This is a genomic window from Pandoraea morbifera (assembly GCF_902459575.1).
Lineage (GTDB): Bacteria > Pseudomonadota > Gammaproteobacteria > Burkholderiales > Burkholderiaceae > Pandoraea > Pandoraea morbifera.
In genome coordinates, this window is sequence record NZ_CABPSD010000010.1 from 164,075 (window position 1) to 177,409 (window position 13,335).

Genomic DNA, 13,335 nt, shown 5'->3' on the forward strand with positions numbered 1-13,335 from the left:
GGGGCTGCTTGTGGCGCCCCTTTTTTTTAGTCCGATTTCCCCACGTCGGATCTGCGGGGAGCCGAGGACGGGCAATGCGGCCGTCCGGGCGACATCCCGGTCCGACTGATTCGATATACAGGAGTAACGATATGCCGGCAATTACTGCAGCAATGGTGGGCGAACTGCGCGCCAAGACCGATGCGCCGATGATGGAATGCAAGAAGGCGCTGACCGAAGCCGATGGCGACATGGGTCGTGCTGAAGAAATCCTGCGTGTCAAGCTGGGTAGCAAGGCCAGCAAGGCCGCCAGCCGTATCACGGCCGAAGGCGTGATCGCCGCCTACATCGACGGCGGCAAGGGCGCCGTGGTCGAAATCAACTGCGAAACCGACTTCGTCTCGAAGAACGACGACTTCCTGAAGTTCGCCAACGAACTGGCCAAGCTCGTCGCCGAGAACAACCCGGCCGACGTCGCAGCCCTGTCGGCGCTTCCGCTCGAGGGCAAGACCGTTGAGCAGGTGCGTACCGACCTGATCGGCAAGATCGGTGAAAACATGACGATCCGTCGCTTCCAGCGCTACGAGACGTCGGGCAAGCTCGCCGCCTACCTGCACGGCACGCGCATCGGCGTGATCGTCGAGTACGAAGGCGCCGACGCCGAAGTGGGCAAGAACGTCGCCATGCACATTGCCGCCATGAAGCCGGTGGCCGTGTCGGGCGACCAGGTCTCGCCGGAACTGATCGAGAAGGAGCGCAAGGTCGCTGCCGAGAAGGCTGCCGAATCGGGCAAGCCGGCCGAGATCGTCGCGAAGATGGTGGAAGGCAGCGTGCAGAAGTTCCTGAAGGAAGTGTCGCTGTTCAACCAGGCTTACGTGAAGGATGACAAGTCGACCGTCGAACAGATGCTCAAGGCCAACAACACCACGGTCAAGAGCTTCACCATGTTCGTGGTCGGCGAAGGTATCGAGAAGAAGCAAGACGACTTCGCCGCCGAAGTGGCCGCGCAAGTCGCAGCAGCCAAGCAGTCGTAATTTTCGCAGTACCGCAGTAGTCGGGGGCGGCGGTGCCGTCCCCGTTGTTTCATCCAGAATACCCTCACAGTGCCCGACCAGATTTCTTAAGGACCGCCATGTCTACTCCTTACAAACGCGTACTTCTCAAGCTCTCTGGTGAAGCCCTCATGGGGGACGATGCGTTCGGCATCAATCGTGCGACGATCGAGCGCATGGTTGGCGATATCGCCGAAGTCGTTCGCCTGGGCACGCAGCTGGCCGTCGTGATCGGCGGCGGCAATATTTTCCGGGGTGTGGCGGGCGGCGCGGCCGGTATGGATCGCGCCACGGCCGACTACATGGGCATGCTGGCCACCATGATGAACGCGCTGGCGCTGCAGGACGCCATGCGTCACGCCGGCATCGAAGCGCGTGTGCAGTCCGCGCTGCGTATGGACCAGGTTGTCGAACCGTACATCCGCCCGCGCGCGATCCGTCAGCTCGAAGAGGGCAAAGTCGTGATCTTCGCCGCCGGCACGGGCAACCCCTTCTTTACCACCGACACGGCCGCCGCGCTGCGCGGATCGGAAGTCGGCGCCGAAGTGGTGCTCAAGGCGACCAAGGTCGACGGCGTGTACTCGGCAGATCCCAAGAAGGATCCCAACGCGGTAAAGTATTCGACCATCAGCTTCGACGAGGCCATCTCGAAGAACCTGCAGGTCATGGACGCGACGGCTTTTGCGCTGTGCCGCGATCAGAAGATGCCCGTGCGCGTGTTCTCGATCGTGAAGCCGGGTGCGCTCAAGCACGTCATTCTCGGTGAGGACGAGGGAACGCTCGTCCACGTTTGAGTTCAAATTGCGGCGTCGGCGTGCATTGGCACGCCGACGCCGTATCATTTATGTTTGCGTAACAATTCAAGGTTTGGAGGTTGTCATGAGCGTTGCTGACGTCAAGAAGAATGTCGAGCAAAAGATGAAGAGCTCGATCGAGTCGTTCAAGAACAACCTGGCGAAGATTCGTACCGGCCGCGCCCACGTGGGTCTGCTCGATCACGTCCAGGTCGACTACTACGGTTCGATGGTGCCCATCGCTCAGGTTGCCAACGTGAACCTCGTCGATGCCCGCACGATCGGCGTGCAGCCGTGGGAAAAGAACATGGTGGCCAAGGTCGAGAAGGCCATTCGCGAATCGGACCTGGGTCTGAATCCGGCCACGCAGGGCGATCTCATCCGCGTGCCGATGCCCCAACTGACCGAAGAGCGCCGTCGCGAAATGACCAAGCTGGTCAAGTCGGAAGGCGAAACCGCGAAGGTCGCCGTGCGCAATCTGCGCCGGGACGCGAACGAGCAGCTCAAGAAGCTGGTGAAGGACAAGGAAATCTCGGAGGACGACGAGCGCCGTGGCGGTGACGAAGTCCAGAAGTTCACCGACAAGTTCGTCGCCGAGATCGACGAGCTGGTCAAGCAGAAAGAAGCCGACATCATGACGGTTTGAGTGCCCCGGCACTCACCGCAAGATCTCCGCTGACTTTCGCGCTCGACTCCCGCGCCGCACCTCAATGGGTTTTCTCAGCTCCACGCTTTCTGTTCCCGAAACAGCGAGCATTCCGCGCCACGTCGCCATCGTCATGGATGGCAACGGGCGTTGGGCTACCAGTCGTAAACTGCCTCGCGTTGCCGGTCACAAGCGCGGTGTCGATGCCGTGCGCGAGGCGGTGACGGCGTGTGCCGAGATCGGCGTCGAGTATCTGACGCTGTTCGCCTTCAGTTCCGAGAACTGGCGCCGGCCTCAGGATGAAGTCTCCACGTTGATGCAACTGTTCATCCTCGCGCTCGAGCGTGAGGTTGGCAAGCTGCACAACAACGGGATCCGGTTGCGCGTGGTCGGCGCCCTCGAGGCGTTCGAGCCGCGCATCCAGGAACTGGTCCGCCGTGCCGAGGAACGCACGAAGGACAACAAGGGGCTCACACTGACCATCGCCGCCAACTACGGCGGGCGGTGGGACATTTTGCAGGCTGCCCGCAAGCTTGCCGCGGCACGTGTCGCGCAGGGTGGGGCGGCGGCACTCGAGACGTCATTTACCGAAGATGATCTCGCCCCGCACCTGAGCATGGCGTACGCGCCGGAGCCGGACCTGTTTATCCGGACCGGCGGCGACCAGCGGATCAGTAATTTTCTGCTCTGGCAACTGGCGTACACTGAGCTCTATTTCACCGAAGAATTCTGGCCGGACTTCAACGCCAATACGCTCAAGCGCGCGGTTGCCGAGTTTCAGCAGCGAGAACGCCGTTTCGGTCGTACCAGCGCGCAAGTCCAGAACCCCTCGGGACAATCCGCCTGATGCTCAAGACACGCGTTATTACCGCTGTCGTACTGCTTGCCATCCTCTTGCCCGTGATCTTCGTCGGTACGCCGGCGCAGTTCGCATGTCTCGCCGCCTTGATCGTGGCGGCCGCCGGTTGGGAGTGGGGCCGCCTCGTCGGTCTGAACGGCACGGGCGCGATCTTCTACGGCGCTCTGGCGCTGCTCGGCGTCGGCCTGACGTGGGCGGGGGGCTGGACGTTGTCGTCGATCTGGCTCAAGCCGGCCGCCGTCTTCTGGGTATTGGCCGGTCCGTACACGCTGGCTCGCAAGCCGGCGACTCAAGGCGCCTGGCGCGGCTTGCTGCTGGTGGCCGGTCCGGTGCTGCTGATCGCGGCATGGCAGGCTCTGTGCCTCGCGCGTGAGCGCGGTGTTGCCTTCCTCCTGTCGGTGTTGGTCATTGTCTGGATCGCCGACACCGGGGCCTATTTTGCCGGCCGCGCCTTCGGCCGTCGCAAGCTGGCCCCTTCCATCAGCCCGGGCAAGTCCTGGGAAGGCGCGATCGGCGGATGGCTGCTGGTGCTCGTCGCGGCCGCCGCAGTGCTCGCGTCGGGCCTGCAGGCGCCGACGATCGTCTCGCATCTCGCAGGCTCGCTGGGCCTTGGCCTCGGCGCGCTGGCCTTGACCGCGCTGGTCGCTTTCTCGGTCGTGGGCGACCTGTTCGAATCTCAACTCAAGCGGCAAGCCGGCGTGAAGGATTCCAGCGCGCTGCTGCCCGGCCACGGCGGCGTGCTCGACAGAATCGACGCCTTACTCCCGGTGCTTCCGCTGGCTCTGCTCTTCGTCTGATCATGTCGCAACGTCTCTCCATTCTCGGCTCCACTGGCTCCATCGGCGTTAGCACGCTCGATGTGGTGGGGCGTCATCCCGACCGTTTCTCCGTCTACGCCTTGTCGGCGCACCGCAATCTTGACCGTCTGTTCGAGCAATGCGTTGCGCATCGCCCGAAGGTGGCGGTGGTGGCCGACGCCGATGGGGCGCGCGTGCTTGCCGCCCGTCTGGCGGACGCGGGTCTGAAGATCGAAGTCGCGCACGGACCGCGAGCGCTGGTGGAGATCGCCGAGGCCCCCGAGCCAACGATGGTTGTCGCGGCGATCGTCGGTGCGGCTGGCCTGCAATCGACGCTGGCGGCCGCCCGCGCCGGCAAGCGTATTTTGCTGGCAAACAAGGAGTCGCTGGTTCTGTCCGGCGCACTGTTCATGGCAACGGCCGAACGCGCCGGCGCCACGTTGTTGCCGCTCGACAGCGAGCACAATGCCATTTTCCAATGCCTGCCGCAGGTAGCCGGCGAGCATCGCATTTCCACGCGCGGCGTCGAAAAGCTGGTGCTGACCGCCTCGGGCGGCCCGTTCCGCGAGCGCGAGTTGGCGTCGCTGGAAAACGTCACGCCGGACGAAGCTTGCGCCCATCCGAACTGGGTCATGGGCCGCAAGATTTCGGTCGATTCCGCCAGCATGATGAACAAGGGGCTCGAGGTCATCGAGGCACACTGGCTGTTCAACGTGCCGCCGGAGAAGATCGAAGTGCTGATCCACCCGCAGAGCGTGATTCACTCGATGGTCACCTACACGGACGGCTCCACGCTGGCGCAGCTCGGGAATCCGGATATGCGCACGCCGATCGCGCATGCGTTGGCATTTCCGGATCGGGTGACGTCGGGCGTCGCGGGGCTGAATCTCGCCGACATCGGCAAATTGACCTTCGAGGCGCCGGACTTGCGCCGATTCCCTTGCCTGCGCCTGGCGTTCGATGCGTTGCATCGCGGTGGCACGGCCGGGGCGCTGCTCAATGCGGCCAACGAGATCGCCGTGGCGGCCTTCCTCGAAGGGCGCATTCGCTTCACGGCCATCGCCCAGGTGGTCGAACAGGTGCTCGACGCGGTGACCGTTGGCGAGGCCACGTCGCTGGACGTGGTGCTCGAAGCCGACCGCCGCGCCCGCGAACTGGCGGCGACCATCGTCGCCAAGCTGCCGGCCCCGGCGTCTTCCTGACGCCTGAACTCATGTCGTAACGTCCTCGGGGCCCGATTCGCTCATGACTCTGCTGTCCACGTTGCTTGCGTTTGCCGTCGCCATTGGCGTGCTGGTGGTGTTCCATGAGCTGGGGCACTACTCGGTCGCTCGGTTGTGTGGCGTCAAGGTGCTGCGATTTTCGGTGGGGTTCGGCGCCCCCTTGCTCAAGTGGACGATGGGCCGCGATCGCACGGAGTGGACTGTCTGCGCACTGCCGCTCGGCGGCTATGTTCGGATGCTCGACGAGCGTGACGATACGCAGATCGTCGCCCCGGAAGATCGCGACCGTGCGTTCAACCGGCAATCCGTCTACAAGCGCTTCGCCATCGTGGCCGCGGGACCGGTCGCGAACTTCCTGCTTGCCATTGCCCTTTACACCGGGCTGAATCTGGTCGGGGTCACGGAGCCGGTCGCACGTGTGGCGCCGCCAGCGGCGGGCACGCTCGCGGCGCGTGCCGGACTGGCGGGCGGCGAGCTCATTACCGGTGTCCGCGAGAATGGGACGAGTCCCGATGAGGCTGTCGGTGACGAAATGCCGGTGCGCTCGTGGGAAGATCTTCGCTGGCGTCTGGTCGATCCGATGATCGACGGCCAGCGCGTCACCCTGATCGCGCGGACCCGCGACGGTCGCGCCGAATACACACTGGACGCCGCCGGCCAGCATCTCGACGCTGACGGCGAGCAGGACTTCATGCAGCGGCTGGGCCTCGTGCCGTCGGCGCGCGTGAAGGTTGGGCAGCTCATCGCGGGCGGCGCGGCCGGGGCGGCCGGGTTGCGCGTGGGGGACGAAATCACGGCGGTGGACGGCAGTGCGGTGACGTCGGCCAAGGGGCTGGTCGATGCCGTACGTGCGCATCCGGGCAAGCCGATGACGTTCACGGTTCGGCGCGATGGCGCACTGACGAGCGTCACCCTCACGCCTGCGGCGGAAGTCGACTCCGCCGAGGCTGGCGGGGCGCGCGTGGGCAAGATCGGCGCCGCGCTGGCCAGTCAGGTCGACTCGGTGACCGTGCGTTACGGCCTGTTCGAGGCCATTGGCCGCGGTGCGCAGCGCACGTGGGACGTCACGGCATTCAGCGTGCGCATGTTTGGGAAAATGATCACGGGGCAGGCGTCGCTGAAGAATCTGAGCGGTCCGGTGACGATTGCGGACTATGCAGGCCGCTCCGCGCGACTGGGACTGGATTATTTCGTCGCCTTTCTGGCGCTTGTCAGCATTAGCCTTGGCGTATTGAATCTATTGCCGATTCCGGTTCTGGACGGTGGCTATCTGTTATATTATGCGGTCGAAGCGATTACCGGCCGGGCTGTTTCCGAGCGGTGGCAGGGTGTGCTGCAACGAGTGGGCATCGTTTGCATTCTCGCGCTCTCTGCCGTAGCACTTTTCAATGACCTGTCGAAGTTGCTGCACTAGACAGCGTCACGCGCCTGCCGGTCGCAGGCAAATCCGAGTTTTTTACGATTCAATTGTTTCTTGGGGAAGCAAGTTGTCGAATAAATACCACCTTGTTCCGAAGACCCTGGTGATTGCGGTTCTGGCGGCACACAGTTTCCTGGCACGCGCCGTCGAGCCGTTCGTGGTCAAGGATATCCGAGTGGAGGGCTTGCAGCGGATCGAACCCGGAACGGTCTTCTCCTACCTGCCGGTCAAGCCGGGTGATAAGTTCAACGACGATAAGGGCACCGAAGCAATTCGTGCCCTTTATGCAACGGGCCTGTTCTCGGACGTGAGCGTCGAGACGCAGGGCAACGTGCTGGTGGTGCACGTCAACGAGCGCCCGGCCATTGCTTCCATCGACTTCCTCGGCATCAAGGAATTCGACAAGGACGGTCTGAAGAAGGCGCTGCGCTCGGTCGGCCTGACCGAAGGTCGGAGCTTCGACCGCAACCTGCTCGACAAGTCGGAGCAGGAGCTCAAGCGTCAATACCTCACGCGCGGTTACTACGCAGCCGAGGTGAAGACGACGGTCACGCCGCTCGAACGCAACCGTGTGGGCATTCAGTTCGCGGTGACCGAAGGGCCCAAGGCCACGATCCAGCAGATCAATTTCGTTGGCAACAAGGCGTTCTCGTCGTCGGACCTGACGTCCGAAATGGAACTCGGCACGCCGAACTGGCTGTCTTGGTATTCCAAGAACGACCTGTATTCCAAGGACAAGCTCACGGGCGATCTGGAAAAGCTGCGCTCGTTCTATCTGAACCGCGGTTATCTGGAATTCAACATCGACTCCACCGACGTTTCGATCACGCCGGACAAGGACGAGATGTTCCTGACGATCAACCTGCATGAAGGCGAGCCGTACAAGGTGTCTGACGTCAAGCTGACCGGCGAGATGCTCGGCAAGCAGGACGACATCCAGAAGCTCGTGCAGCTCAAGGCCGGCGACACGTTCTCGGCCGCCAAGCTCCAGGCGAGCACGAAGGCAATTTCGGACATGCTCGGCAACTACGGTTTCGCGTTTGCCAACGTGAACGCCCAGCCGACGATCGACCGCAACAACCACACGGTGGCGTTGACGCTGACGATCGATCCGGGCCGCCGCGTCTATGTTCGCAAGATCAACATCGTGGGCAACTCGCGCACGCGCGACGAGGTGATTCGTCGTGAGATGCGTCAGCTCGAGAGCTCGTGGTACGACGCCGACCGCCTCAAGCTGTCGCAGGACCGTATCAACCGCCTGGGCTACTTCACCGACGTGAAAGTGACCACCGAGCCGGTGCCCGGCTCGAACGACCAGGTCGACCTCCAGGTCAAGGTGGAAGAGAAGCCGACCGGCACGATCAACGTGGGTGCGGGCTTCTCGTCGACCGACAAGGTGGTGTTGCAGGCCGGTATCAGCCAGGACAACGTGTTCGGTTCGGGGACCTCCCTCTCGGTGAACGTCAACACCGGCAAGACGTATCGGACCTTGGCGGTGACGCAGGTCGATCCGTATTTCACGGTCGACGGCGTGAGCCGTATCACGGACATCTACTACCGTACGTATCAGCCGCTGCTGCTGACCAGCGATTCGGACTTCCGTATCAACACGCTGGGCGGCAACCTCAAGTTCGGTGTGCCATTCTCGGAAGTCGATACGGTGTTCTTCGGTATCGGCTTCGAACAGACGCGCCTGCATCTGACGAGCGACGGCACCACGCCGCAGCGCTACATCGATTACGCCAACCAGTTCGGATACGTCAGCAACAACTACCCGCTGACCATCGGCTGGTCGCGCGATTCGCGTGACAGCGCGCTGATTCCGAACCGCGGACACTACCAGCAGGCAAACATCGAAATCGGCACGCCGATCGGGACGACCAAGTACATCCGCGCCTATTACCAGCACCAGTACTACTATCCGGTCAGCCGCGGCTTTACGCTGGCGCTCAACGGTGAAGTCGGATACGGCCACGGCATGGGCGGTCAACCGTTCCCGATCTTCAAGAACTACTTCGCCGGCGGTATCGGCTCGGTGCGTGGCTACGAGCCGAGCTCGCTGGGTCCGAAGGACACCAACGGCGAACCGCTGGGCGGCGCATCGAAGCTCATCGGTAACGTGGAGCTGACGTTCCCGCTGCCGGGCACCGGATATGACCGTACGCTGCGTATCTTTACGTTCTTCGACGGCGGTAACGTCTTCGATAACGGCCAGGCGATTACCTTGAACAACCTGCGCTATTCTTACGGCTTCGGTCTGTCGTGGATTTCGCCGATCGGCCCGCTCAAGCTTTCCATGGGTTTCCCGCTCGCCAAGAAGACGGGCGACCAGTACCAGAAATTCCAGTTCCAGGTCGGTACGTCGTTCTAACGAGCGCGACCCGATCGGTTCCGAATGTTTCATCGTTGCAAGGGGTAATACATTGAACGGTATCCGTAAGCATTGCCTTCGCGGCATCGCCGCGGCGTTGCTGGCCGGCGCGGCATTTGCCGCCATGGCCCAGGATGCGCGCATCGCCGCTGTCAATTCGGATCGCATTCTGCGCGATTCCGCACCGGCCAAGGCCGCACAAGCCAAGCTCGAAGCCGAGTTCTCCAAGCGCGACTCGGATCTTCAGGCGATGGCGCAACGTCTCAAGGCGATGTCGGACAAGCTCGACAAGGACAACCCCACGTTGTCCGATGCCGAGCGCGCCAAGCGCCAGCGCGACCTGGCAGCCGCAGACACCGAATTCCAGCGCAAGCAGCGCGAATTCCGGGAGGATCTGAATCAACGTCGCAACGAGGAACTCGCTGCCGTGCTCGATCGCGCCAACCGCGTGATCAAGCAGATTGCCGAGACGGACAAGTACGACCTGATCGTGCAGGAAGCGGTCTACGTGAGCCCGCGCATCGACATCACGGACAAGGTGCTCAAGACCCTGAACGCAGGTTCGGGTAGCGGCGCCGGCGGCAAGTGACGGGCGCGCAGTCCATGTCGGCGGCACCGTCCCAGCCGTCGCTGCCTTCCGTGTCGCTGGCGCAGTTGGTCGCGCGCTTCGGTGGCGACCTCGTCGGGGACGGCGAAGTCACCGTCGATGGTCTGGCTCCGCTCGATCGCGCCGGCGCACGTCAGCTCGCCTTTCTGTCGAATCCGCTTTATCTGGCCGAAGTACCCAATTCGGGGGCCGCGGCCGTGATTCTCTCCAGGGCCGACTTCGACAAGCTGCCCTCGCACGAGGGACGCGCGTGGATCATCGCGCCGAACCCGTACGCGTACTTCGCACGCGTTGCCCAGATGTTTGCGCAGGCGGCCACGCCAGTGCCGGCGGCGGGGATTCACCCGAGCGCGGTCGTCGATCCTTCGGCGACGGTGCCGGCCTCGTGCGTCATCGGTCCGAATGTCGTGATCGAAGCCGGCGTGAGGCTGGGCGAACGTGTCCGGCTGGTGGCAAACGTGTTCGTCGGTCGCGGCACCACGATCGGCGACGACGTACTCGTCTACCCCAACGCCACGCTGTACCACACGAGCGTGATCGGCGCGCGTTGCGTCATCCATGCGGGGGCGGTGATCGGCTCCGACGGATTTGGGTTCGCGCCTGACTTCTCCGCGACCGGCGGCGAATGGGTGAAGATTCCGCAGGTCGGGCGAGCCGTGATCGAAGACGACGTCGAAATCGGCGCGTCGACCTCGATTGATCGTGGCGCGATGGCCGATACGGTCATCGAGCGCGGTTGCAAGATCGACAACCAGGTGCAGATTGCGCACAACGTGCGCGTCGGCGCCTACACGGTAATCGCGGCATGTACGGGCATCGCCGGCAGCAGCACCATCGGGAAATTCTGCATGCTGGGTGGCGCCGTCGGCGTGGCTGGGCATGTGACGATCGGGGACCGGGTCATCGTGACGGCCAAGTCGGGGGTGTCGAAGTCGATTCCCGGCCCGGGCACCTACACCAGCGCGTTTCCGGCAATTCCGAACGCCGAATGGAACAAGAACGCGGCCATCATGCGCAATCTGGACAAGATGCGCGATCGCGTGCGACAACTTGAAGCGAAGGTCAAAGACCTGCAAGAGAAATGAGCGAGACCAACATCAATATCGACATCCACAAGATCCTGAAGCTGCTTCCGCATCGCTATCCGATGCTGATGGTGGACCGCGTGATCAGCCTGGAGCCGCACGCCAATATCAAGGTCATCAAGAACGTCACGATCAATGAGCCGTATTTCACCGGCCATTATCCGCAGCGTCCGGTCATGCCGGGCGTGCTGATCGTGGAAGCGCTGGCGCAGGCCGCCGCGCTGCTCACGTTCTCCGAAGAAGCGGTGCACGACGAAAACACGCTCTACTATTTCGTGGGGATCGAGAACGTTCGCTTCAAGCGTCCTGTCGAACCGGGTGATCAATTGATCCTGGACGTGGACTTCCTGAGCGAGCGCCGCGGCTTCTTCAAGTTCAAGGGCAAGGCGCTGGTCGACGGCAAGCTTGCGGCGGAAGCCGAGTTCATGTGCATGGTCAAGAAGAACGGCGAATAACCGGAACCGAGACGCTCATGACGAATATTCATCCCACCGCGGTCATCGATCCGAAGGCGCAACTGGCCGACGACGTTACCGTTGGTCCGTACGCGATCGTCGGGCCGAACGTCACGATCGGTGCAGGCACGCAAATCCTCGCACACACGATCGTCGACGGGCATACGACGCTCGGCACCGGCAACAAGATCGGCCCGTTCGCGTCGATTGGCGGCGCGCCGCAGGACATGAAGTACGCTGGCGAGCCGACGCGGCTCGTCATCGGCGACCGCAATACGATTCGCGAGTTCACGACCATCCACACCGGCACGGTGCAGGACGGCGGCTTGACCGGGCTCGGCGACGACAACTGGATCATGGCTTACGTGCACATCGCGCACGATTGCCACGTGGGCAACCACACCGTTTTCTCGAGCAACGCGCAACTGGCGGGTCACGTGCACGTGGACGACTGGGCGATCATCGGCGGCATGACGGGCGTGCACCAGTTCGTGCGCATCGGTGCGCACTCGATGGTGGGCGGAGCTTCCGTGCTGGTGCAGGACGTGCCGCCGTTCGTCATCGCATCGGGCGACCGCGCGGTACCGTATGGCATCAACGTCGAAGGTCTGCGTCGCCGCGGGTTTTCCGCGGATGCGATCACCGCGCTGCGCCACGCGTACAAGCTGCTCTACAAGAGCGGCCTGACGCTCGACGAGGCGAAGGTCCAGATCGAAGCGTTCGGAAATGCCGGCGCACCGGACGTCTTCGACGCCGTTCGTGTGCTGCTCGACTTCCTCAACACCAGCACGCGCGGTATCGTGCGCTGATCTCCATGCCGCTGACCCTTCCCGGCACCGGCCAGCGAACCCTGGCGATGGTGGCCGGGGAGCTGTCGGGCGATCTCATCGCCGGCAACGTGCTTGCCGGACTCAAGCAAAGTCTTCCGGCCGACATCGCCTACGCAGGTGTCGGCGGCCCGCATATGGCGGAAGAGGGATTCGACGCCTATTGGCCGATCGACAAGCTCTCCGTGATGGGCTACGTCGAAGTCATCAAGCATCTGCGCGAGATTCTCTCGATTCGCAGGCAACTTCGCGATCGCTGGCTGGCGGAAAAGCCGCTGGCGTTCGTCGGATTCGACGCTCCCGACTTCAATTTCGACCTCGAAATCAAGCTGCGCGAGGCCGGCATTCCCACCATCCATTTCGTCAGCCCGTCGATCTGGGCCTGGCGCGGCGGGCGCATCAAGAAGATCAAGCGCGCCGTGGACCACATGTTGTGCCTGTTCCCGTTCGAGCCGGAGATCTATCACCGCGCGGGCATCGACGCGACGTTCGTCGGGCATCCGATGGCGGACAAGATCCCGATGGTGCCCGACGTAGCCGGCGCGCGCGCCCGGTTGGCGCTAACGGGTAACGGGCCGGTCGTCGCGATTCTCCCCGGTAGCCGCACCTCGGAAGTGCAGCGTCTCACACCGGTCTTCTTCGCCGCCATGCGATTGCTGGCAAAACGGGAGCCGTCGATCCAGTTCGTGTTGCCGGCGGCCACGCCGCGTTTGCGTTTGATGATGCAACCGATCGTCGACGCGCACGGCGATCTCAACCTGACGGTGATCGACGGTCGCGCGCCGCTGGCGCTCGAAGCGGCGGACAGCGTGCTGCTCGCGAGCGGTACGGCGACGCTGGAAGCCGCGTTGTACAAGAAGCCGATGGTCATCTCGTACAAGGTGCCCTGGCTCACCGCGCAGATCATGAAGCGGCAAGGCTACTTGCCTTACGTGGGCTTGCCGAACATTCTCTCCGGCGAGTTCGTCGTGCCGGAGCTGTTGCAGCACTTCGCCACCCCCGAAGCGCTCGCCGACGCCGTCTGGCAGCAGTTGTCCGATCCGGTGCTGCGAGCGTCGTTGCAGGCGCGCTTCACGAAGATCCACGAACAACTCCGCCAGAACACGGCCGCGCGTTCCGCGGAAGTGATCGAGCGGGTGCTGCGAGAGAAGAGGCGGATATGAGCGAAGACGTCAAGGTGCGCCGTGCCTTCCGAAAAGGGGCGCCGTTGGACGAAAAGT

13 protein-coding genes are annotated in these 13,335 nt (G+C 63.1%); all 13 read left to right on the plus strand.

What is annotated here, in order from left to right; all coding sequences use genetic code 11:
• Positions 1 to 131: 131 nt before the first annotated feature.
• Positions 132 to 1,013, plus strand: coding sequence for a translation elongation factor Ts (gene tsf / locus PMO31116_RS17110; protein ID WP_150567787.1), 882 nt, complete (start codon positions 132 to 134; stop codon positions 1,011 to 1,013).
• Positions 1,014 to 1,111: 98 nt separating this feature from the next.
• Positions 1,112 to 1,825: a UMP kinase gene (gene pyrH, locus PMO31116_RS17115; protein WP_010803863.1), complete on the plus strand. Its 714-nt coding sequence runs from the start codon at positions 1,112 to 1,114 to the stop codon at positions 1,823 to 1,825.
• An 85-nt stretch (positions 1,826 to 1,910) separates the two neighbouring features.
• Positions 1,911 to 2,471 carry a ribosome recycling factor gene (gene frr, locus PMO31116_RS17120; RefSeq protein WP_023596246.1) on the plus strand — a complete coding sequence of 187 codons (561 nt, stop codon included), beginning with the start codon at positions 1,911 to 1,913 and terminating at the stop codon, positions 2,469 to 2,471.
• Positions 2,472 to 2,535: 64 nt separating this feature from the next.
• A complete protein-coding gene (gene uppS, locus PMO31116_RS17125) occupies positions 2,536 to 3,318 on the plus strand; it encodes a polyprenyl diphosphate synthase (RefSeq protein ID WP_150567788.1) in 783 nt (260 codons plus the stop codon).
• Positions 3,318 to 4,127, plus strand: coding sequence for a phosphatidate cytidylyltransferase (locus tag PMO31116_RS17130; RefSeq protein ID WP_150567789.1), 810 nt, complete (start codon positions 3,318 to 3,320; stop codon positions 4,125 to 4,127). Before uppS ends, PMO31116_RS17130 begins: the two co-directional genes overlap by 1 nt.
• A gap of 2 nt (positions 4,128 to 4,129) precedes the next feature.
• On the plus strand, positions 4,130 to 5,329 hold the full coding sequence (ispC, locus tag PMO31116_RS17135; protein WP_150567790.1) for a 1-deoxy-D-xylulose-5-phosphate reductoisomerase: 1,200 nt from the start codon (positions 4,130 to 4,132) through the stop codon (positions 5,327 to 5,329).
• A gap of 43 nt (positions 5,330 to 5,372) precedes the next feature.
• On the plus strand, positions 5,373 to 6,764 hold the full coding sequence (rseP, locus tag PMO31116_RS17140) for an RIP metalloprotease RseP (protein WP_150567791.1): 1,392 nt from the start codon (positions 5,373 to 5,375) through the stop codon (positions 6,762 to 6,764).
• 73 nt (positions 6,765 to 6,837) lie between these two features.
• A complete protein-coding gene (gene bamA, locus PMO31116_RS17145; RefSeq protein ID WP_174971410.1) occupies positions 6,838 to 9,141 on the plus strand; it encodes an outer membrane protein assembly factor BamA in 2,304 nt (767 codons plus the stop codon).
• A gap of 124 nt (positions 9,142 to 9,265) precedes the next feature.
• Positions 9,266 to 9,730 (plus strand): OmpH/Skp family outer membrane protein, encoded by a 465-nt coding sequence (locus PMO31116_RS17150; protein ID WP_246185349.1) that lies wholly within the window; start codon positions 9,266 to 9,268, stop codon positions 9,728 to 9,730.
• A gap of 14 nt (positions 9,731 to 9,744) precedes the next feature.
• A complete protein-coding gene (gene lpxD / locus PMO31116_RS17155; RefSeq protein ID WP_150567794.1) occupies positions 9,745 to 10,833 on the plus strand; it encodes a UDP-3-O-(3-hydroxymyristoyl)glucosamine N-acyltransferase in 1,089 nt (362 codons plus the stop codon).
• Entirely contained in the window at positions 10,830 to 11,288 is a 459-nt protein-coding gene (gene fabZ / locus PMO31116_RS17160) for a 3-hydroxyacyl-ACP dehydratase FabZ (RefSeq protein ID WP_150567795.1), read from the plus strand. The genes lpxD and fabZ overlap by 4 nt, the downstream gene beginning before the upstream one ends.
• A gap of 17 nt (positions 11,289 to 11,305) precedes the next feature.
• The gene (lpxA, locus tag PMO31116_RS17165) at positions 11,306 to 12,097 is read left to right on the plus strand and encodes an acyl-ACP--UDP-N-acetylglucosamine O-acyltransferase (RefSeq protein ID WP_150567796.1); all 792 of its coding nucleotides are present in this window, start codon (positions 11,306 to 11,308) and stop codon (positions 12,095 to 12,097) included.
• A gap of 11 nt (positions 12,098 to 12,108) precedes the next feature.
• A complete protein-coding gene (gene lpxB, locus PMO31116_RS17170) occupies positions 12,109 to 13,278 on the plus strand; it encodes a lipid-A-disaccharide synthase (protein WP_425494807.1) in 1,170 nt (389 codons plus the stop codon).
• The last annotated feature ends 57 nt before the right edge of the window (positions 13,279 to 13,335 follow it).

Excerpts from the sequence above, each read along its gene's own strand:
- tsf (WP_150567787.1), top strand. The coding sequence starts at position 132 with ATGCCGGCAATTACTGCAGCAATGGTGGGCGAACTGCGCGCCAAGACC.
- pyrH (WP_010803863.1), top strand. The coding sequence starts at position 1,112 with ATGTCTACTCCTTACAAACGCGTACTTCTCAAGCTCTCTGGTGAAGCC.
- frr (WP_023596246.1), top strand. The coding sequence starts at position 1,911 with ATGAGCGTTGCTGACGTCAAGAAGAATGTCGAGCAAAAGATGAAGAGC.
- uppS (WP_150567788.1), top strand. The coding sequence starts at position 2,536 with ATGGGTTTTCTCAGCTCCACGCTTTCTGTTCCCGAAACAGCGAGCATT.
- PMO31116_RS17130 (WP_150567789.1), top strand. The coding sequence starts at position 3,318 with ATGCTCAAGACACGCGTTATTACCGCTGTCGTACTGCTTGCCATCCTC.
- ispC (WP_150567790.1), top strand. The coding sequence starts at position 4,130 with ATGTCGCAACGTCTCTCCATTCTCGGCTCCACTGGCTCCATCGGCGTT.
- rseP (WP_150567791.1), top strand. The coding sequence starts at position 5,373 with ATGACTCTGCTGTCCACGTTGCTTGCGTTTGCCGTCGCCATTGGCGTG.
- PMO31116_RS17150 (WP_246185349.1), top strand. The coding sequence starts at position 9,266 with ATGGCCCAGGATGCGCGCATCGCCGCTGTCAATTCGGATCGCATTCTG.
- lpxD (WP_150567794.1), top strand. The coding sequence starts at position 9,745 with ATGTCGGCGGCACCGTCCCAGCCGTCGCTGCCTTCCGTGTCGCTGGCG.
- fabZ (WP_150567795.1), top strand. The coding sequence starts at position 10,830 with ATGAGCGAGACCAACATCAATATCGACATCCACAAGATCCTGAAGCTG.
- lpxA (WP_150567796.1), top strand. The coding sequence starts at position 11,306 with ATGACGAATATTCATCCCACCGCGGTCATCGATCCGAAGGCGCAACTG.